The sequence below is a fragment of the Streptomyces fulvoviolaceus genome (assembly GCF_000718165.1).
Classification (GTDB): domain Bacteria; phylum Actinomycetota; class Actinomycetes; order Streptomycetales; family Streptomycetaceae; genus Streptomyces; species Streptomyces fulvoviolaceus.
On record NZ_JOEY01000022.1, the window covers coordinates 219,530 to 238,805 of the forward strand.

Here is a 19,276-nt window from a genome sequence, read left to right on the forward strand (position 1 = left end):
GACGTGCCGGGCGGGTCACGGGGTCCGGCACGGTCGCGGACCTAGCGTGGCGGTATGCGTGTACTGGTCACCGGCGGTGCCGGGTTCATCGGGTCCCATGTCGTCGACGCGTTGCAGGCTCACGGGCACGAACCCGTCGTGTACGACGTACGGGAGAACCCGGCCGCCGACGTGCGCGACCCCGTGGCCGTCGCCCGAGCGCTGGCCGGCGTCGACGCCGTCTGTCACCAGGCGGCGATGGTCGGGCTCGGCGACGGGGTCGCCGACGCGGCGGAGTACGTCTCCCGCAACGACCTCGGCACCGCCGTTCTGCTGGCCGCCATGGCCGAAGCGGGCGTACGGCGGCTCGTCCTGGCCGGGTCGATGGTCGTGTACGGGGAGGGCCGGTACGAGTGTCCGCGGCACGGGGTGGTGCGGCCGGGGCCCCGGGACGTCGCGGATCTGGACGCGGGCCGGTTCGAACCGGCCTGCCCGGTGTGCGGGACGGAGCTCTCCCCCGGGCTGGTCGGCGAGGACGCTCCCGCCGATCCCCGCAACGTGTACGCCACGACCAAGCTCGCGCAGGAGCACCTGGCGGCCGCCTGGGCCAGGGTGACGGACGGGCAGGCCGTGTCGCTGCGCTACCACAACGTGTACGGACCCCGGATGCCCCGCGACACCCCGTACGCCGGCGTCGCCTCCTTCTTCCGCTCCGCGCTGGCCCGGGGCGAGGCCCCGCGGGTCTTCGAGGACGGGCGGCAGCGGCGGGACTTCGTCCACGTACGGGACGTGGCCGCCGCCAACGTGACCGCGCTGGAGGCCGGGACACGTGGTGGTGCGCTGACGGCCTACAACACCGGCAGCGGTGAACCGCACACCGTCGGCGAGATGGCCCGCGCGCTGGCCGCCGCGCACGGCGGGCCCGAGCCCCTCGTCACCGGCGAGTACCGGCTGGGCGACGTCCGGCACATCACCGCGGACTCCGCACGGCTGCGGGCCGAGCTGGGCTGGAAGCCGCAGGTCGGTTTCGAGGAGGGCATGGCGGAATTCGCGCGGGCCGGAATCCAGGGCGCATAGGGCCCCGGGGGGACCGGACCGGTGGTGTTGCCCGCCTTCAGGAAGCGGCGGCGGGCAGCACCACCTCGAAGCGGCAACCGCCGGGGATGTTGCGTACGGTGGCCCGCCCGTGGTGGGCCTCCACGATCCCCCGCACGATGGCGAGGCCCAGCCCCGCGCCTGCCGGTGGTGTCCGGGCGTGGGTGCCGCGCCAGCCGGTGTCGAAGACGCGCGGCAGGTCCTCTTCGGGAATGCCGCCGCAGCCGTCCGTCACCGACACCACCACGCCCTCCGGCGAGCGCTCGGCGGCGACCGCGACCGTGCCGTCGGCGGGGGTCCGGCGGATCGCGTTGACCAGCAGGTTTCCGAGGACCCGGCTCATCTCCTTGCCGTCGACCTCGACCGGGACCGCCGCCACCCGGTCGCCGACCAGCCGCACACCGTACTCGCGGGCGAGCGGGTCGACGCCCGCGAGCGCGTCGCCGATCAGGTCGTACAGCGAGATCCGGGTGCAGCTCAGGGGCAGGGTTCCCGCGTGGATGCGGGAGAGCTCGAAGAGGTCTCCGACCATGTCGTTGAGGCGCTCGACCTCGGTGCGGATCTGCCTGAGGTAGCGGTCGGGGTCGGTGGCGACGCCGTCCTCCAGCGCCTCGGACATGGCGCGCAGACCGGCGAGCGGGGTGCGCAGGTCGTGGGAGATCCAGGCGACGAGTTCGCGACGGGAGGTCTCCAACGCGCGTTCGCGGTCGCGGGATTCGGCGAGCTTCGCGCTGGTGGCCGCCAACTCGTCGCTGAGCGCCTGCAGTTCGGCGGTGGCCGGGCCGTCGGGGGCCGTGAAAGCGCCTCCGTCGCCGAACGAGCGGGCGGCGACGGCGAGTTCGCGGCTGCGGGCGACGACCCAGCGGCCCAGCAGCAGTGCGATGGCCAGGGAGACCACGGCGGCCATCGCGACGACCGTCGTCACGACACTCAGGTCGTGTCCGGACAGGAACATCGCCTGCGCCACGGCCAGCGTGCCGGCGAGCATCGCGGTGACAGCGACCGCGGCCACCACGGTCAGGGACACGGTGAGCGAGCGGCGGCGCAGCAGCCACAGTGCGGCGGCCCCGAGGAGTCCGGCCGCGACCGCGCCGAGGAAGGCGAACAGGGCGATGAGCAGGGTGTCGCGCACCTTCACTCCCCTCCCGGACCGAAGCGGTAGCCCACGCCCCACACCGTCTGGATCAGGCGCGGCCGGGCCGGATCGTCCTCGACCTTGCCGCGCAGCCGGCGCACGTGGACGGTGACGGTGGACAGGTCGCCGAAGTCCCAGCCCCACACCTGGTGCATCAGGTCCTCGCGGCCGTACACCCGTCCCGGGTTCCGCAGGAAGAAGGCGAGCAGGTCGAACTCGCGGAGGGTGAGGGCGAGTTCCGTGCCGTTCTTGGTGGCACGGCGGGCAACGGGATCCACGGCCAGACCGGCCGCGCTCAGCAGGCGGGTGCCGGTGGCGGGCCCGGTGCGGCGCAGCACCGACTCCACCCGCAGGACGAGTTCGCGCGGGCTGAAGGGCTTGGTGACGTAGTCGTCGGCCCCGACCTCCAGGCCGAGGATGCGGTCGTCCTCGTCGCCGCGCGCGGTGAGCATGATGACCGGGACCGGTCCGTGGTCGCGCATCCGGCGGCACACCTCCAGGCCGTCCATGCCGGGCAGCATCAGGTCCAGCACCACCAGGTCCGGCCAGTGCACGGCGGCCCTGGTCAGGGCCGTGGGGCCGTCGTCGGCCCGGTCGACGGTGTATCCGGCCCGGTCCAGGTATCCGGCGACGACCTCCGCGACCGTGGGGTCGTCGTCGACGACCAGGACCCGGGCGGCTCCGGCCTGCGAGGACTCGGAGGACTCGTACGGCTGCTGCATGCGTCCAGCGTCGCACCGCGCTGCCCGCGGTGGCCCCCACGGCCCTCGACGTCCCTGTTTCGTAAGGAGCTGGAGTCCGGTATATCCCGTTCGCGTTCGTAGGGTGACAGTCGTGACCACCGACATGAACACAGTGGATGTCGTGCTCCCCTGCCTCGACGAGGCCGAGGCCCTCCCCTGGGTCCTGGCCCGCATCCCGGCCGGCTGGCGTGCCCTCGTCGTCGACAACGGCTCCATCGACGGCTCCGCGGACATCGCCCGCACACTCGGCGCGACGGTCGTGCACGAGCCCCGCCGGGGTTTCGGCGCCGCCTGCCACGCCGGGCTCACCGCGGCCACCGCCGACGTCGTCTGCTTCTGCGACTGCGACGCCTCCCTCGACCCGGCCCTGCTCGTGCCCTTCGTACGGGAAGTGCGAGAGGGCGCCGCCGACCTCGTACTCGGGCGAAGGCGGCCGAGCGGTCGCGGTACGTGGCCCGCGCATGCCCGCGCCGGCAACCTCGCGCTCGCCCGGCTGCTGCGCCGCCGCACCGGCCTGCGCCTGCACGACCTCGGCCCCCTGCGTGCCGCCCGCCGCGAGCCCTTGCTCGCCCTCGGCCTCACCGACCGGCGCAGCGGCTACCCCCTGCAGATGGTGGTCCGCGCCGCCGACGCGGGCTGGCGGATCACCGAGCGCGACGTCCCCTACCTGCCCCGGGCGGGCGCTTCCAAGGTGACGGGCACCTGGCGCGGTACCTGGCAGGCGGTGCGGGACATGAGCCGCGTACTGGCCGACGGGGGGACCGTACGGTGACCACGCTGCTCGTCATTGCCAAGGAACCGCTGCCGGGCCGGGTCAAGACGCGGCTCACCCCACCGTTCACCCCGCGGGAAGCCGCGGCGCTGGCGGAGGCCGCCCTCACGGACAGCCTGCTCGCCGTGGCGGCCACCCCCGCGACCCGCCGCGTCCTCGTGCTGGACGGCACCCCCGGCCCCTGGCTCCCGCCCGGCTTCGACGTCGTACGACAGTGCGCGGGCGGTCTCGACGCACGGCTCGCGGACGCCTTCGCCGCGTGCGTCGGGCCGGCCCTGCTGATCGGCATGGACACCCCGCAGGTGACGCCTCAGCTGCTCACCGTGGACTTCGCCGACTGCGACGCGTACTTCGGGCCCGCCGAGGACGGCGGCTTCTGGGCCCTCGGGCTGGCCGATCCGGACCCCGCCCTGCTGCGGGGCGTTCCCATGTCGACGCCGGTCACCGGGGCCGTGCAGCGGGAGCGGCTCGTCGGCGCGGGGCTGCGGGTGCGGGACCTGCCCCGGCTGCGGGACGTCGACATCGCTGCCGACGCCCATGCCGTCGCCGCACTGGCCCCCCACGGGCGATTCGCCGCGCAGCTCGCCCGGTGCACGGCGGCGACGCACCGATGAGCACGGCCACGTGGGCCACCGCCGACCCCTACACCACCGCCTTGCGCGCCGGCCGCGGCCCGCTGTTCCTGCGCCGCGCCGACGGCTGGCTGCTGCCGCTGGAGGTGGAACGCTGGTGCGCCCGGGCCGACCGGGTCGACCTGGACGTACTGGACCGCTGCGAGGGCGCCGTACTGGACGTCGGCTGCGGACCGGGGCGGCTGGTCGCGGAACTCGCCGCCCGGAGCCGGACCGTCCTGGGCATCGACGTCAGCGCGACCGCCGTCGACCGCACCGTGCGGCTCGGCGGCCCGGCACTGCGGCGCTCGGTCTTCGAGCCGCTGCCCGGCGAGGGCCGCTGGGGCACGGTCCTGCTCATGGACGGCAACGTCGGCATCGGCGGCGATCCGTGCGCCCTGCTGGACCGCGCGGCACAAGTCCTCGCCCCCGGCGGCCTGTTGATTGCCGAGACCTCGCCGGTGGACGTCGATGAGCGTGCCGAGGTGCAGGTCGTCGACATCACCCTCACGCCGAGCGGCGCCTTCCCCTGGGCGCGGCTCGGCACCCCGGCCCTGCTGCGGTACGCGGACCGGACGAGGTGGCGTGCCGTCGATCAGTGGGCGACCGGCGGCCGCCGCTTCCTCGCCCTGCGCAGCCGCAGCGCCAGCAGCAGTGCCGAGGCGCCGGACAACACGGCGGTGATCAGCAGCCAGCGGGCGAGGAAGCCGTCCGGCGACAGCCCCGTCGCCGACCGGTAGCGCCGGTCCACCGTCCCGCTGATCAGCGGGAACCACACCAGCAGGAGCAGACCGGAGAGGGCGGCCGGGACGCGGACGTACAGCACCCACTCGCGGTGCCCGGCCGCACCCAGCCCCCGTACGACGGCCCGGTCCGCCACCGCGTACAGGGGCAGCAGGACGAGGTCGTGCAGCAGCGCGGCCCCCACGAACCACAGCGCCACGCCGAACCAGTCGTCGGCGAGGAGACGCACACCCGCATAGGCGGCAAGCGCGAACGAGGCGGCGAGCAGGAGGAGTTGGAAGGGGCTGCCGACAGGGATCCGCGGTCGCATCACAGCTCTCCGAAGGTCAGACGGGCCACCCACTTGGTGTTCAGCACACCGGGCGCGGCGGGCACGATGACGCGTGCCGGGTGACCGTGGTCGAAGGACAGATCCTCGCCGTTGACGTACAGGGCGAGCAGGGAGCGCGGGTCGGCGACCTGGTTGCCGCGCAGGGCTGCGCGGCGGAAGGCGCCGCGCCGTTGGAGGGACTCGACGAAGACGTCCGCCGGGTCGTCGTGGCCCACGAGCGCGGCCAGGTCGCTCAGCCGCACGCCGCGCCACCACTGGTCGGACGTCGACCAGCCCTCGACGCAGGCGATGGGCAACGCCGCACTGTGCAGGGGCAGTCGGGCCAGCTGGGCGCGGCTGAGCCGGAGGGTACCGGTACGTCCAGTCACGACGAGACGCCAGGCGTCCTCGCCCGTCTCCGCCGCGACGATCCCGGCGTACCCGGCCGTCTTGTTGATCTGGAAGCCGTTCGGGCCGCTGCCGGGCTCTGCGCCGCCGTGCGGGGCGAGGAGGGCGGTGCGCCGCAGTGGTCCGTCGAAGTTCTGCCCCGCCGTCGTGGCGAACAGCAGCAGTGAGCCGCCCCCGACGAACCACAGGGCACCGCGCCGGGAGACGGTCGGAGGATCCGGCCGCGGGGCGACCAGGTCGGAGGACTCCTCCTGCCGCAGCCGGCGCAGGTTCCGCACGGCCGCCGGGGTTTTCAGAGCGGCGTGGGCGACGAACGCGGCGAAGAACACCCAGGCGCCGTAGAAGTGGAGCGGGTAGAAGGAGCCCGGGAAGACGTAGTCGAGCTGGACGTTGAGGACACCGGTCACGAACTCGAACAGCGCGCCGCCGACCAGCAACAGCAGCGAGATCCGCTCCAGGGCGTGAGCGAGGGAGCGGGCCGGCGGCAGTGTGAACAGCCTCGGTACGACCGACCAGAGCTTGGCCAGCAGCACCGGGATCAGAGTGATCCCCAACGTCACGTGGACGCCCTGGTTGAGGCGGTACAGCCAGTGCGGGTCGGTCGGCCAGGCGAAGAGGTAGAAGCCGAGGATCCCCTTGTCCGGGGTCTTGTCGTTCACCGGCGACAGGTCCGGGTTGTAGGCGGCGTAGGAGACCAGGCCGGTCAGGAACAGCACGGTGATGCCGACGAGCAGGACGAGGCCGAGCGCCGAGGTGAACCGGGGGCCGCGCAGCGGGCTGCGCCAGAAGCCGGGCGAGAAGGGAGACCAGGTCATGGCTCGACCGTAGGTCCGGACCACCCCGTGGACGGGTCCACGACCCATGACGAAACGCTGACGTCCGGCCGGGGTGACGGGTCGGGCGCGGCCACCCGGCCTAGCGTGCCGGTGTGACCCGCGATCTGCTCCGTGATCTGTGCGCCGTGGTGGCCGCCGTCCTGCTCGTCGTCGTTGCCGTGCTGGTCGGCCGCCCCCTCCAGGACACGCTGCTGGTGCACTGGCCCCCGCTGCTGGCCGCCTGGGGCCCTCACATCGGCCCCGGCACCCCGGCCGCACTGCTGGTGGCGGCGGCCGTGGTGGCGTACGGCCCCGTCCTGGCCGCCCGCCTGTCCTGGCGGGCCCTGCTGGCGACGGCCTGGGGCACGTCGACGGCCTGGATGCTCTCCCTCGCCCTGATCGACGGATGGCAGCGGGGCATCGCGAACCGGCTCACCACCCGCCACGAGTACCTCCAGGTCATCGACCGCTTCCACGACATCCCGGCCACCCTGCGGGACTTCACCCAGCACATCCTTCTCGACTCCCCCGACAACTGGCCCGCCCATGTCGCCGGCCACCCGCCGGCCGCCACGCTCACCTTCGTCCTGCTCGACCGGGCCGGGCTGCGGGGCGGCGGCTGGGCCGGGATCTGGTGCATCACGGTCGGCGCAACGGCGTGCGTGGCCGTGCTGGTGACGGCGCGAGCGCTGGCCGGGGAGGGGCTCGCGAGGCGGGCGGCGCCGTTCCTGGTCCTGGCCCCGGCCGCGGTGTGGATGGGGACGTCGGCCGACGCGTACTTCGCGGCAGTGGCGGCATGGGCGGTGGCGCTGCTGGCACTGGCCGTCACGGGGCGGTCGGTGTGGTGGGCCGCGGGCTCCGGACTCCTCTTCGGACTGACCTGCTATCTCTCCTACGGCCTCACGCTCTTCGCCCTGATCGGCGCGGCGGTGCTGTGGCTGGGGCGGCGCCGCGTCCGGGAACGGCCGGCCCTCCTCCTGGCGTTCCTCGCCGGGCTGGCCGTGGTGCCGACCGTGTTCACACTCGTCGGGTTCGACTGGTGGGAGGCGTACCGGCTGCTGGTCACGCGTTACCGCCAGGGCGCGGGCGGCGTAAGGCCGTACGGCTACTGGGTGTGGGCCAATCTGGCGTGCGCCGTGCTGATCACAGGGTTGGCGACGGCGGCGGGCCTGCGCCGGACCGCCGTAGCACTCATCCGCAGACACGGCGACGCCGTCGGCCTCGCCGTCCTCGTGGCCGCCGCACTTCTCGCCCTGCTGACCGCCGACCTGTCCGGCATGAGCAAGGCCGAAACGGAACGCATCTGGCTCCCGTTCGCGATGTGGCTGCTCCCGTCCTGCGCCTTCCTGACCCACCCCCGCGCCTGGCTCGCCGCCCAGGCGGTACTCGCGCTGCTCCTCAACCATCTGCTGCGCACCGGGTGGTGACACCGAGGCGGGGCGCGGAAGCTGGGGTCATGCCGATCGACGTCACGGCCGAGCGGGTCGTCCCGCTGTCGCCTGAGCGGGTGGCCGCCTACGCCATGGACCGGCGGCACGACGCCGAGTGGACCCAGGGCGTCCGCAGGGCGGAACTGACCCGGGAGGCGGACGGAGGGGGCTTCGGCGTCGGCGCCGAAGTCACCCGTACGGCGTACTTCCTGGGCCGCCGCATCGACTATGTGCTGCGCGTCGCCGGGTACGAGCCGCCCCGGCTGCTGGACATGGTCTCGGTGGCGGGACCGCTGCTCGCCCGCCAGGTACGGGCCGACCTCGTCAAGGACCTGCGGGACCTGGAAGCACGGCTCGTGGAACAAGGGTGAGATGACGATGGCGTACGACGAGCGGCTGGCGGAGCGGATCCGCGAACGGCTGGGCGCGGATCCGGAGATCACGGAGAAGCGGATGTTCGGCGGGACCGCGTTCCTGCTGCACGGCAACACGGCCGTGGGCGTCACCGGCGACGACCTCATGGTGCGGGTCGGCCCGGAGGCCACGGACGCGGCGCTCGCCCGGCCGGGGACCCGGATCTTCGACATGACCGGCCGCCCGATGCGCGGCTGGGTCGTGGTCGACGGCGCCGCGGTCGCGCAGGACGAAGCGCTCGGCGACTGGGTCGCCGAGGGACGAGACTTCGCCGCGAGCCTGCCGCCCAAGTGAGAAGGGCGTCTCCCGGGGCAGCACCCTTCGAGCCGGCAACTCTTCAGCGAGGGTGAGAGAACCTGCAGTTCCGGAGCGTTTTTTCGGCCCGCTGAACGGACCTTCAGGTGCCCAGAGCGTCAAATGAGCGTCACGGCCACCGCCTGCGGTGGCTTGCCCGCTGCCGATCCCGGCGAGTTCCTTGCGCAGCAGCTCGGCCCGATCAGCCAGCACCGCCCTCCGCCGCGCCACCAGGACAGCAGATCCCTCCCCACCAGCAGCCCCCCCGGCCTGCTAGGAGCCTACGAAGGACTCCGGACCCGGCACGGCGACGCCGGCGAGTCGCAAGAAGCGACGCCGCGGTGGTGGCATGGCCGGAGAGGCCCATGCCACCACCGCGGGAGGGACGGAAGCGACCCCCTACGACACCGTGACGCGGTCCGGCGTGTGCGTCCCGTTCCGGACTGCCCTGCGCTGGCGGACCACGGCGAAGACCACCACGGCCAGGGCCACCAGGGTGGACAGGACGACCTGGTCGCGGCCGCCGCCGTCGGCCGTGTCGGTGAGCATGTAGCCCAGGACGAAGGTGATGAGGGCGATGGTGGCCCAGGTCAGGTACGGGTAGAGCCACATCCGGACGACCAGCTTCTCCGGCGACTCCCGCTCGATGATCTTGCGCATCCGCAGCTGGGAGAAGCAGATCACCAGCCAGACGAACAGGGCGATCGCACCGGAGGAGTTGAGCAGGAACTGGAAGACGGTGTCCGGCCACAGGTAGTTGAAGGCGACCGCGACGAAGCCGAAGACCACCGAGGCGAGGATGGCCGAGCGCGGGACGCCACGGTCCGTCGTCCGGCCGAACGCGGCCGGGGCGTCACTGCGGCGGCCGAGGGAGAAGGCCATGCGGGAGGCCGTGTACAGGCCGGAGTTGAGGCAGGACAGTACCGAGGTCAGCACGATGGCGTTCATGATCTCGCCGGCGTGCGGGATGCCGACGGAGCTCAGGGCGGCGACGTACGAGCCGTCCTTGAGGATGGCCGGGTCGTCCCAGCCCACCAGCGAGACCACGATCAGGATCGAGCCCAGGTAGAACACCGCGATCCGCCAGATCACGCTGTTGGTGGCCTTGGTGACGGCGGCCCGCGGGTTCGCGGTCTCGCCCGCCGCCAGCGTGACGATCTCGCTGCCCATGAAGGAGAAGACGACCATCAGGACGCCGGTGAGGATCGCTCCGGGTCCGTTCGGCAGGAAGCCGCCGTGCGCGGTGAGGTTGGAGAAGCCGCTCGCCGGATGGTCCGAGCCGGGCAGCAGGCCGAAGATGGCGAGGCCGCCGACCACGATGAACCCGGTGATCGCGACGACCTTGATGCCGGCGAACCAGAACTCGAACTCGCCGTAGGAGCTGACCGAGACCAGGTTGGTGGCGGTGAGGACGACCATGACGATCAGGGCCCAGCCCCACTGCGGGACCGCCGGTATCCAGCCGGCCAGGATCTTGGCCCCGGCGGTCGCCTCGACGGCGAGCACCACGACCCAGAAGAACCAGTACAGCCAGCCGATGGTGAAGCCGGCCCACCGGCCCATCGCGCGGTCGGCGTAGGCGGAGAACGAGCCGGAGGTGGGGTTGGCCGCGGCCATCTCGCCGAGCATGCGCATCACGAGGACGACCAGGACGCCGACGAGAGCGTACGAGATCAGGATGCCGGGGCCGGCGGCGGCGATGCCGGAGCCGGAGCCGACGAACAGGCCGGCGCCGATGACACCGCCGATCGCGATCATCGACAGGTGGCGGTTCTTGAGTCCGGCCTGGAGGCCGGAATCGGGCTCCGTGGGAGGGCTTTTGGGGACGGTTGTGGTCATCTCGACATCCATGGAGGGAGTGCGGACCAGGGCCCCTGGAAATTAGTTCAGTACGATCTAAAAGAACAAGACTTGTTTAACTGTTCACCTTGCTCTATTTTTCGTGCAGCGCGTACGGCGTCTTCCGTCCCCCGTTGCCGCCCCTGTGGCTGCCACCGTGTCGTCTCCGTGTCGCCCCCGTGTGTCGTCCCCGTGTCGTCCCCGTGTCGTCCCCGTGTTCCGGTCCCCTGGGGAGCCCCCATGCACCACACCGCGGCATGGTCGCGAGAACCCTCCGTGCGGATGCCGTCGCCGTGGGCCCTGCCCGCGCTCGACAGGCCGTTAGGGTGGCGTCGTGGTGAATGCAGCGGGCAAGTTCGGTCCCTACAACCAGCCGGTGCCCGCGCGGTCCGTGCCGGTCGGCGGGGCATGGGACACCCGCGTCCTGGCCGGCCGGGGCCCCACGGGAGCGGAGCTCGTCAAGTCCAGGATCGCCCTGCGGGTGCGTCTGAGGTCCGTGGCGCCGGGAGACCGGCTGCCGGACGCGGGCGTCCTCGCCGAGGAACTGGGGATCAGTGAGATCACCGTGCGCCGCGCGCTGGAGGCCATGTGCCAGGACGGCCTGCTCGACCGCCGTCGGGGCCGGGCGGGCGGGACCTTCGTCGCCGCCGACTGGGACGCGGTCGTCGCCGTGCTGCACGACGCCGACGAGGCGGCCGCGCTGGACTCCTTCCATCTGCTGCTCGAATGCGGTCTCGTGGCGCACAGCACGGGCGAGGTCCCGGACGGGCGGCTCGACGGACTGCGGGCACTGGTCGAGGAGTTGGACCTGGTCGAGGACCCGGCCCGGCTCCTGGAACTGGAGACCCGCTTCCACCTCGACCTCGCGGAGGCTCTCGGCGGCGCCGGGATCCGCGAGTTCGCCGCCGACCTGCTCGGTCGGCAGTGCCTGCTGGGGCCCGCTCCGGACCCCGCGGTCGTACGGGCTCGCAACCGTTGCCACGCCGACCTGCTCGACGAACTCACCCGCGGCGCGATGGACCCGGCGGTACACGCGGTGAAGGCGCACCGGCGCGCCGGCCTGAACTGATCCCTTCTCTCCCTCCCTCTCCCTTCCCTGTGTCGCCACCCCGCAGAAGGAGCTGTCGCCATGCCGGACCCCGGAGTTGTCGGCCCGTCGTCGACGTCGGGCCCCGTCGCCGGCGCGCCCCAGCGGCTGCGCGGCGGCGTCCTCGGCATGGCGGACATCGCCGCCGCCACGATGGCCAACGTCGGCCCGGCGATGAGCTTCTTCTTCGGCTTCGCCTTCCTGGCCACCACCGCCGGGGTCGCGTCTCCGCTGACCATCGTGACGGCGGGGGTGGCGGTCGCGCTGCTCGGCAACACGCTCGCCGAGTTCTCCCGGGCACACCCCTCCGCAGGCAGCTTCATCACCTTCGTCGGCAAGACCTTCGGGCCGGTCAGCGCGGTGACCACGGCCCTGCTGGCCGGACTCGGCTACATCATCGCGATGGCCTCGGTGATCGCGATCTCGGGCGGCTTCGTGCAGATCACCCTGTACCACTACACGGGCGTGGACCTGCCGTGGATCATCTGGACGCTGCTGCTGACCGGACTGTCCGTGGTGCTGATGCTGCGCGGGATCGTGGTCTCCACCAAGTGGGCCGGCTACTTCTTCGGTGTGGAGATGCTGGTGCTCGTCGTGGTGTCGGTCGCGACGATCGTCGAGCACCGCGGCGACCTCTCCGCCGCGCCATTCCTGCCTGACCACCTCACCCACGGACTCAAGGGGCTGGCGGCCGGCTTCCCGCTGGCGGTGTACCTGTTCATCGGCTGGGAGAACTCGGCGGCCCTCGCGGAGGAGACGGAGAACCCACGGCGCAACGTCGGCCGCGCCGTCTTCTCCTCCGTCGCGATCATGACGGTCAGCTACATCCTCTTCTCCTACGCCACGGTGACCGGCTTCGGCTACGACGTGGAGCGGCTCGGCGCCTCCCGGATCCCCTTCATCGACGTCGCCCACCACACGCTCGGCGCGCTGGCGCTCCTCGCCTACATCGGCGGCCTGACCTCCACCCTGGGCGTACTGATCGCGGGCATCAACTCCCAGGCCCGCCTGGTGTTCAACGCCGGACGCGAGGGACTGCTGCCGTCCTTCTTCGGCTACGTCCACCCCACCCGTCGTACGCCGAACAACGCGATCATCACCTTCACCGCCACCGCGCTGCTGATCATCGGAGGCTGGGGCCTGGGCCATCTGCTCGGGTCCGACGGCGGTTCGATGAACCCCGTGGTCTTCTTCACGGAGTCCTCGAGCCTGGGCGCCATCCTGATCCTGCTGGTCTATCTCGCGTCGAACGTCGCCCTGCCGCTGTACTACCGCAGATACCGCCCGCAGGAGTTCCGCACCGTCCGGCACCTCGTGCTGCCCGCGATCGGCGCCCTCGCCATCCTGGTTCCGCTCTACTACCTCGCCAAGCCCGGCCAGCCCGCCCCGTACAGCTGGTTCCCCTACGCGGCCCTGGCCACCCTGGTCGCGGCCGTGGGCTACGCGACCCTCCTGGTCCGCCGTGACCCCGGCCTGGCCGAGCGGGTGGGTTCGGTCGTCGCCGACGCGGAGTGAGCCGCGGGCACCGACCCTGGCATGTAACGGGACTTGGCGGCGGACGGGGTGCTACTCCTGCCCGGACCGGAGCACATACAGGCTCGGCAGGTTGACGACCACGGCCTCCTGGGTACTGCGGGCGATCACGACGACGGCCTCTTCGTCCGGGTCCGGGTTCTCCTCGCGGTGCGGCACGAAAGGCGGCACGAAGATGTAGTCGCCCGGCCCGGTGCGCAACCGCACTTCCTCGGGCTCCGCCCCACGCTCGGTGGGATCGGCGAGGAAGACGAACTCGGGGTGGCCGCTGACGACGTAGATGCCCGTCTCGGAATCGCCGTGGTGGTGGTCGGCCGAGGTGGTCGCGGGCGCCACCGTGGTCTGCCCCATCCACATCCGCTCCGAGCCGACCCAGGCGCCGCTGATCGCGGCGAAGCGACGCATGCCGTCGGTCTGCGCGGTGCCGCCGTCCAGGTCGTCGGCACGGACGTGGTGCACCCGCGTGCGCGCCTCGGGCAGCGGGCCGCTCGAAGCACCGGTCAGGTCCGGGTGGAAGCCGTCGGGCGAAGTCGGCGACGAGGGTTGCGAGGTCATCGGGATCATCCTTGGGGTCGGAGGAATCACGTCCTGTTGGCCTGCTGACGAGGTTGTGCGCGACACCGGCAGACCGCGCGCAGGAAACGCCCGCGTGCATCTCCGCTTCGCGTTCCCCTGCCGAGTCCTCCTCCCGGTGCCAGCTGTCCGAAGCAGCGGGCATGAGGGAAGGTTAGGACGGGACGAGGATCGACCGCATGACGCGGCACGAACCCGCACTACGCTGAAAGACACATCCAAGTCGAGTCTCAGCGAAACTCCGACCTGCCCACCCGAGTTGCTGGAATGCCGGGGTTCTCCACACCATGGACGACGGATGCGGAGTCAACGGCGAGGGTGAACTCGTCCGGGGCCCGCAGTCGCTGTGCCGGTCCGCCGGGCGTCGCGTCGTCCTCGCGGAGGCCGCTCCATGACCGCGGCCGCCGAGCGGCTGCACACCACCCCGTCCGCGGTGTTCACGGCGGTCTCCGGTCTGGAATACGACCTGCGTGTAAATGCGGTGACACGACACACGCGTCATGTGTCATGGATGGCCCGGAAGCCCGCGGGAGGCGGTGCGTATCGGGAGGTGTGCTGCGCCGAGCCCGGTTGCCTCTCAGGCGACAGGGCCGTGGGTGTGCTTCTTCCGTTCGGCGAGCATCTCGATGAGTTCGCCGGCGCTCGCCATGGTGTGGCGTTCCACCTCGGCATCGATGGTGTCCGGGTCGCCGTCGAGGATCGCCTCGATGAGCCGCTCATGGACGTGCAGGGCGCGGTCGGGATCCGAACGGGTGCTCTCGTCGACCATGATGGCGATGTTGATCTGGGCTTCCACGGTGGGCCACAGGCGTTCGAGCATGGTGTTCTCGGAGGCGGTCCACACCGTCCAGTGCAGGTTGACGTGGGCCTGGTGGAGGCGGTCCGGGTCCTGGGCGGCGTGGGCCGCCTGGTACTCCTCCCAGCTGCGCCGGAGCGTCGCCTTCCGGGAGCCGTCGGGATCGTCGGCCAGGGCCCTGGCGGCCAGTTTTTCCAGGGCGACCCGGACCGCGGCCACGTCGGTGATGAACTTCTCGTCGATGTCGGTGACGACGACTCCGCGGTAGGGCTGCTGTTCGAGAAGTCCTTCGTGGGTCAGCTGGTAGACGGCCTCACGCAGGGTGGGACGGCTGACTCCCATCTGCTGGGAGATCTGGACCTCCCGGAGCCGTTGCCCCGGTCCCAGCTCTCCGGCCAGGATGGCCCTCCGCAACTCGTTCACCACGGCATCGCGGCGGGTCTGGTTGCTGACCGGCCGGGGCCCGGTGGCCGGTTGGGGGGCGTGGTCGCTCATGGGTCCTCCGCAGATTGTCAGACCACATAGTAGCCGCCGGGCGGGTGATCAGCCGCCGTACTCGGTGACGCGCTCGGCGCTGACGGTGACGACCACTCTGGGCGTTGTCGCGGTCTCCTGCCAGGGCTTGCCCTCGTACTTGTGGGAGAGCTCGTCGATCAGTTCCGGCCCGCCGTCCCGGGTGATGGTGACCGCTCCGCGGATCACGGCGTAGGTGTAGGGGTTGTCGCGGTCGGTGATCAGGATGCTGGCGCGGGGGTCGCGCAGCAGGTTGAGGTGTTTCACACGGCCCTCGACGGTGGAGAAGGCGATCCCGTCGCCGGTGGCCTTCACCCAGACCGTGGTCTGCTGGGGCAGACCGTCCTTGCCGATCGTGGCGAGTGTCGCGAAGTTGGGCGTGGCGGCCAGTTTCCGTGCCAGCTCGGTGAGTTGGGGCATGTCGGTGACCTTTTCGGTAGGAGACGAAGTGTCCGGGAGAGTTTCCGGGAGGGGTGGTGGCAGGCCCCGGGGGGAGGGGTGTACGGGGGCCTGCCACCGCGCACGGCCCCGCCCGGGCCGGCGCAGCGGAGTCCGGACCGGCCCGGTGCGGTGGGCGGAGCCGCCGATCCGGATCAGCCGCCGGGGACGCTCAGAAGCGGACGGCGTCGATGAATGCCTGGAGTCCGGGTGTCTGCGGATCGTTGAAGGCCCGGTCCGGTGGCACGTCCTCCTTGATCAGACCGTCCTCGAAGAAGCAGATACGGTCGGCGGCGTGGGCCGCGAAGGCCATGTCGTGGGTGACGATCCCGCAGGCGATGCCTTCTTCCTCCTTCAGCTTGGTGAGTACGCCGAGGACCTCGGCCGCCACCGGCGGGTCGAGCGCGGAGGTGATCTCGTCGCACAGCAGCAGACGGGGCCGCATCATCAACGCCCGCGCGATGGCCACCCGTTGACGCTCGCCACCGGACAGCTGGGTGCAGCGGCTGCGCAGGTGCTGTGCCATGCCCACCTCGGTCAGGGCCCGTTCGGCCCGCTCCAGCAGCTGGGCCTTGGACTCGCCGAGAGCGAGGCGGGGCGCGATGGTGAGGTTGTCGAGGACGTTCATGTGGGGCCACAGGGTGTAGCTCTGGAAGATCATTCCGATCTGGCCCCGGAGTTCCTTCCACTCCTCCGTGTACTCGCCGTCGCGTACGACGGCCTGGCCGGCGAGGTCGATGTCCCCGGCGTCCGGCTCCTCGAGACCGGCGATCACCCGCAGCAGGGTGCTCTTGCCGGAACCGCTCTTGCCGATGAGGACGGCGATCTCACCGCTGCCGATCCGGAAGTCGGCCTCCTTGAGGACGGGGCGGCCGTGGAAGGACTTGCTCACACCGCGGGTACGCACGAACGCGCCGTCGAGCTCCGCGTCCGCACCGGTGTCCGGTGTCTTGTCGAGGGTCGGGTTGGTCTCTGTCATCGTGATCAGACACCTTCCGGCTTGAGTGCGGACTTGGATACGGACTTGAGGGCCAGGTCGGGCACGGCGGGTGGCCGCTGTCCGGGGCGCAGCCGTGCGAGCGTGCCGCGCAGCCCCGACGTGGGCGGCTGGGCACCACGCGAACCGCTGGTGAGCAGGCGCCGCTCGATGTAGCTGGTGAACAGGGTCGCGGGGAAGGCGATCACGAAGTAGATGACGGCGACCATGGTGAAGATCTCCATGGGCCGGTAGGTCTGACTGGAGAGGATGTTGCCCTGGAAGGTCAGGTCGGCCAGGCCCAGCGCGGAGACCAGCGAGGTGTCCTTGAACATGCTCACGTTCAGGGACAGGATCGTGGGAATCTGCTGGCGGAAGGCCTGCGGCACGATGATGTGCCGCAGGATCTGCACCCGGTTCAGGCGCAGCATGTGCGCCGCCTCGATCTGCTCGACGGGCACCGACTGCATGCCCGCGCGGTAGGTCTCGGACATGAACGCGGTCAGGTGTGCGGTGAGCGCGATGATGATCGAGAGCTCGCCGGGCAGGTTGATGTCGAGGAGTGCGGGAAGGGCGTAGAACACCCAGAGCAGCTGGATCAGCAGCGGCGTACATCGGAACACCTCGATGTACAGCTGCGCCGGCCAGCGGATGACCTCGATCTTCGACATGCGGGCCACGGCGAGGGGGAACCCGAGGACGGCACTCGCGAGGATCACGACCGTCGAGATCTTCAGAGTCAGCCACAGCCCGTCCAGCAGGGTGGGCAGCGAGGGACCGATGACGCTCAGGTCGAATTCGTAGGCGAGATTCACTGAATTCATCGCGGACTACCTCCGGGAGGTCGGCGAGACCCGGTCAGGACTTGATCTCGAGGTCACCGAGGGCGTCGATGTCGCGGTAGCCGGCCTCGGCGAAGGCGCGGTCGATCTCGCCGCTGGCCACCGAGTTGTCGATCGCGACGTTGAGGATGTCCATGGAGCGGGCGTCGATGCCGGCGGGGACGCCGTAGGCCACGTGGTGCACGAAGATCGCCGGGTTGGGGACGACGATGCCGAGGGACTTGTCCTTGGTGGCCATGTCGACGGCGGTGCCGAGGTCGGCGAAGATGGCGATGGCCTTGCCCGCCTTCACACCGGCGGCCGCGTTCTGGTAGGTGTCCACCCGCAGTTCCTTGGCGCCCGCCTGCTGCAGCGCCGCGTCCAGCGCGGAGCCCTGCGTGGTGGCGATGGGCTTGTTCGCGTCGAGGATCTGCTTGCTGGTGCCGTAGTCGCTGTCACGCTGCGCCAGGAACACGCCCGGGTAGGACCATGAGCCGTGGGTGAACCGGATCGCGAGGCTGCGCTCGACGGTCTGGTCGAGGTCGGCGGCGACGTCGTACTTGTCCGCCTGGAGTCCGGCGACGATGTTCTGCCAGGTGGTCGCCACCGTCTTGACCTTCACACCGATGCCGTCCGCGAAGTTCTGCAGGGGGATCAGGTCGGGTCCGGTGCACGTGCCGTCCGTCTTGACGACGATGGTCGGCGGGGCGTCGGCGCAGCCGACCCGCAGCACGCCCGCCTTCTTGATCTTGTCGACCCAGGCGGCCTTGGCGGAGTCACCCGAACTGGCGACGGTCTCGGTCGAGCCGCCGTCCGAGCCGGCCTTCCCGCCGAAGTAGCCGGCCAGCCAGGCCAGGATGAGTACTCCGACCACGTAGAACGTGTACCTGCTCTGCTTGGTGAGGGCCATGGCTCGTGCTCCAGTGCTAGAGGCTGAGTGGTGCAGGGTGCGGCAGGGGATTCCGTCGGTCCGGGGCGCGCGGCGTTGTGCTCGGCGGTGGGTGAGCCGACGGCTCAGGTGACGAGGAAGGCGCCGCCGCAGGCGATGCCCCTTGAGACGGAGCGCTCCCGGTAGGAAGTCGCGCCGTAGATTGTCAGACACGCAGCAAGATGTGCCGGAAGGTTAGGAACGCCGCTGCGCCGTGTCAATAGCCGAAATCGTGATGTTCCGATGCGGCGATCAATCGGCACCGCGGCCCGCGACAGCAGGCGCCCATGACACGAACAGGGCCTTGACCTGGCCGTAAAGCGTGATTCCGAAGCCGCTGCCGACGTCGGGCGCCACGACACTCGGCCCGCACGAACGGACCACGAAATGGGTCTACGACCGCGCCGGGCCGGTCGATTCATTCACTTCCGGGCATTGACCGCGCCGGGTGGCCCGGTCTAGCGTCAGCCCAGCCGCCGATTGTTTGACAATCTGCGATCTCGAAAGGAAGGCCCATGAGGTTCAGCCGTGCCGTGAACGTCGTGGACGCGCGGGCCGAGGGCGAGTCCGGCAAGGTAGTCGTGGGTGGGGTCGGGCCGGTCCCCGGGGAGAGCGTCTTCGGGTGCGAGTGCGCCGACGGCAAGGTGCGGCGGGTGAAGCTGGTCCACCAGCCCTCCTTCGTCCACCACGAGTCCGCGGACCTGGACGTTCCCGGTCTCGGCCGGGTGAGCCACCCGGAGAACCCGCTGATCCCCGGCATCACGAACACGGTGTTCGCCGGCCGGATCGACCGCTCCCCGTGCGGCACGGGCACCTCCGCCCGCCTCACCGTCCGTGGTCGGGCCGTACGACGCCGTCGTACCAGGCGTCTCCGGGCGCGCCTGGATCACCTCCTTCGACCAGCTGGTCCTCGATCCGACAGATCCGTTCCGGAACGGCTTCGTGGTGGGACGTCCCTGGGAGCCCGAGGTCTGACCGCGTCGGGGCGAAACCCGTGCCCCGGATCATTCGAAGCCTTGTAA

At 71.2% G+C, this 19,276-nt stretch carries 20 protein-coding genes and 1 pseudogene; 11 read left to right on the top strand and 10 right to left on the bottom strand.

From position 1 onward, the window contains the following. Nucleotides 1–54: 54 nt before the first annotated feature. Complete coding sequence (locus IG08_RS0124080) at nt 55–1,056, top strand: NAD-dependent epimerase/dehydratase family protein (RefSeq protein WP_030606006.1); 1,002 nt, start codon at nt 55–57, stop codon at nt 1,054–1,056. A gap of 37 nt (nt 1,057–1,093) precedes the next feature. Here IG08_RS0124080 and IG08_RS0124085 read toward each other — a convergent pair whose 3' ends face one another. Both IG08_RS0124085 and IG08_RS0124090 read right to left on the bottom strand, forming a co-directional pair. Further along, the gene (locus tag IG08_RS0124085) at nt 1,094–2,206 is read right to left on the bottom strand and encodes a sensor histidine kinase (RefSeq protein WP_043454999.1); all 1,113 of its coding nucleotides are present in this window, start codon (nt 2,204–2,206) and stop codon (nt 1,094–1,096) included. A 2-nt stretch (nt 2,207–2,208) separates the two neighbouring features. Beyond that, a complete protein-coding gene (locus IG08_RS0124090) occupies nt 2,209–2,931 on the bottom strand; it encodes a response regulator transcription factor (RefSeq protein ID WP_030606010.1) in 723 nt (240 codons plus the stop codon). 124 nt (nt 2,932–3,055) lie between these two features. Between IG08_RS0124090 and IG08_RS0124095 the strand changes: the two genes are divergently transcribed. The 3 genes from IG08_RS0124095 to IG08_RS0124105 are packed head-to-tail and all read left to right on the top strand — an operon-like array spanning nt 3,056 to nt 5,075. Next, nucleotides 3,056–3,724, top strand: coding sequence for a glycosyltransferase family 2 protein (locus tag IG08_RS0124095; protein ID WP_106981015.1), 669 nt, complete (start codon nt 3,056–3,058; stop codon nt 3,722–3,724). Continuing rightward, on the top strand, nt 3,721–4,338 hold the full coding sequence (locus IG08_RS0124100) for a TIGR04282 family arsenosugar biosynthesis glycosyltransferase (protein ID WP_030606014.1): 618 nt from the start codon (nt 3,721–3,723) through the stop codon (nt 4,336–4,338). The genes IG08_RS0124095 and IG08_RS0124100 overlap by 4 nt, the downstream gene beginning before the upstream one ends. Continuing rightward, entirely contained in the window at nt 4,335–5,075 is a 741-nt protein-coding gene (locus tag IG08_RS0124105; protein WP_030606016.1) for a class I SAM-dependent methyltransferase, read from the top strand. The genes IG08_RS0124100 and IG08_RS0124105 overlap by 4 nt, the downstream gene beginning before the upstream one ends. 313 nt (nt 5,076–5,388) lie before the next feature. Here the strand turns inward: IG08_RS0124105 and IG08_RS0124110 are convergent, their stop codons facing one another. Next, complete coding sequence (locus IG08_RS0124110) at nt 5,389–6,660, bottom strand: molybdopterin-dependent oxidoreductase (protein ID WP_078655712.1); 1,272 nt, start codon at nt 6,658–6,660, stop codon at nt 5,389–5,391. A gap of 65 nt (nt 6,661–6,725) precedes the next feature. Between IG08_RS0124110 and IG08_RS0124115 the strand changes: the two genes are divergently transcribed. From IG08_RS0124115 to IG08_RS0124125, 3 genes are read left to right on the top strand one after another with little or no spacing between them, the layout of a single operon-like run. Beyond that, on the top strand, nt 6,726–8,039 hold the full coding sequence (locus IG08_RS0124115) for a hypothetical protein (protein WP_030606020.1): 1,314 nt from the start codon (nt 6,726–6,728) through the stop codon (nt 8,037–8,039). Between the two features lie 29 nt (nt 8,040–8,068). Further along, nucleotides 8,069–8,413 carry an SRPBCC family protein gene (locus tag IG08_RS0124120; protein WP_030606022.1) on the top strand — a complete coding sequence of 115 codons (345 nt, stop codon included), beginning with the start codon at nt 8,069–8,071 and terminating at the stop codon, nt 8,411–8,413. A gap of 7 nt (nt 8,414–8,420) precedes the next feature. Next, the gene (locus IG08_RS0124125) at nt 8,421–8,750 is read left to right on the top strand and encodes a TfoX/Sxy family protein (RefSeq protein WP_030606024.1); all 330 of its coding nucleotides are present in this window, start codon (nt 8,421–8,423) and stop codon (nt 8,748–8,750) included. 399 nt (nt 8,751–9,149) lie between these two features. Here the strand turns inward: IG08_RS0124125 and IG08_RS0124130 are convergent, their stop codons facing one another. After that, a complete protein-coding gene (locus tag IG08_RS0124130) occupies nt 9,150–10,589 on the bottom strand; it encodes an amino acid permease (protein ID WP_043455003.1) in 1,440 nt (479 codons plus the stop codon). A 334-nt stretch (nt 10,590–10,923) separates the two neighbouring features. Here IG08_RS0124130 and IG08_RS0124135 point away from each other — a divergent pair, with 334 nt between their 5' ends. Together IG08_RS0124135 and IG08_RS0124140 are read left to right on the top strand one after the other, a co-directional pair. Next, nucleotides 10,924–11,658 (top strand): FadR/GntR family transcriptional regulator, encoded by a 735-nt coding sequence (locus IG08_RS0124135; RefSeq protein ID WP_030606028.1) that lies wholly within the window; start codon nt 10,924–10,926, stop codon nt 11,656–11,658. A gap of 60 nt (nt 11,659–11,718) precedes the next feature. After that, nucleotides 11,719–13,191, top strand: a complete 1,473-nt coding sequence (locus IG08_RS0124140) for an APC family permease (RefSeq protein WP_030606031.1) — start codon at nt 11,719–11,721, stop codon at nt 13,189–13,191. 51 nt (nt 13,192–13,242) lie between these two features. On the opposite strand, the gene IG08_RS0124145 is transcribed toward IG08_RS0124140, so the two are convergent. Next, entirely contained in the window at nt 13,243–13,764 is a 522-nt protein-coding gene (locus IG08_RS0124145; RefSeq protein WP_030606032.1) for a cupin domain-containing protein, read from the bottom strand. A gap of 409 nt (nt 13,765–14,173) precedes the next feature. Between IG08_RS0124145 and IG08_RS63065 the strand changes: the two are divergent. Further along, nucleotides 14,174–14,278, top strand: a pseudogene (locus IG08_RS63065) (LysR family transcriptional regulator); the annotation flags it as partial. 81 nt (nt 14,279–14,359) lie between these two features. Here the strand turns inward: IG08_RS63065 and IG08_RS0124150 are convergent. The 5 genes from IG08_RS0124150 to IG08_RS55935 all read right to left on the bottom strand — a co-directional run bounded on the left by IG08_RS0124150 (nt 14,360) and on the right by IG08_RS55935 (nt 18,236). Next, the gene (locus IG08_RS0124150; RefSeq protein WP_052424852.1) at nt 14,360–15,073 is read right to left on the bottom strand and encodes a GntR family transcriptional regulator; all 714 of its coding nucleotides are present in this window, start codon (nt 15,071–15,073) and stop codon (nt 14,360–14,362) included. 48 nt (nt 15,074–15,121) lie between these two features. Further along, nucleotides 15,122–15,511: a PPOX class F420-dependent oxidoreductase gene (locus IG08_RS0124155; RefSeq protein WP_030606036.1), complete on the bottom strand. Its 390-nt coding sequence runs from the start codon at nt 15,509–15,511 to the stop codon at nt 15,122–15,124. Nucleotides 15,512–15,701: 190 nt separating this feature from the next. After that, a complete protein-coding gene (locus IG08_RS0124160; protein WP_052424853.1) occupies nt 15,702–16,508 on the bottom strand; it encodes an amino acid ABC transporter ATP-binding protein in 807 nt (268 codons plus the stop codon). Nucleotides 16,509–16,513: 5 nt separating this feature from the next. After that, a complete protein-coding gene (locus IG08_RS0124165; RefSeq protein ID WP_078655713.1) occupies nt 16,514–17,329 on the bottom strand; it encodes an amino acid ABC transporter permease in 816 nt (271 codons plus the stop codon). A gap of 34 nt (nt 17,330–17,363) precedes the next feature. Then, nucleotides 17,364–18,236, bottom strand: coding sequence for a transporter substrate-binding domain-containing protein (locus tag IG08_RS55935; RefSeq protein WP_030606040.1), 873 nt, complete (start codon nt 18,234–18,236; stop codon nt 17,364–17,366). 533 nt (nt 18,237–18,769) lie between these two features. Here IG08_RS55935 and IG08_RS63385 point away from each other — a divergent pair. Further along, nucleotides 18,770–19,276: a proline racemase family protein gene (locus tag IG08_RS63385; RefSeq protein WP_030606042.1), complete on the top strand. Its 507-nt coding sequence runs from the start codon at nt 18,770–18,772 to the stop codon at nt 19,274–19,276.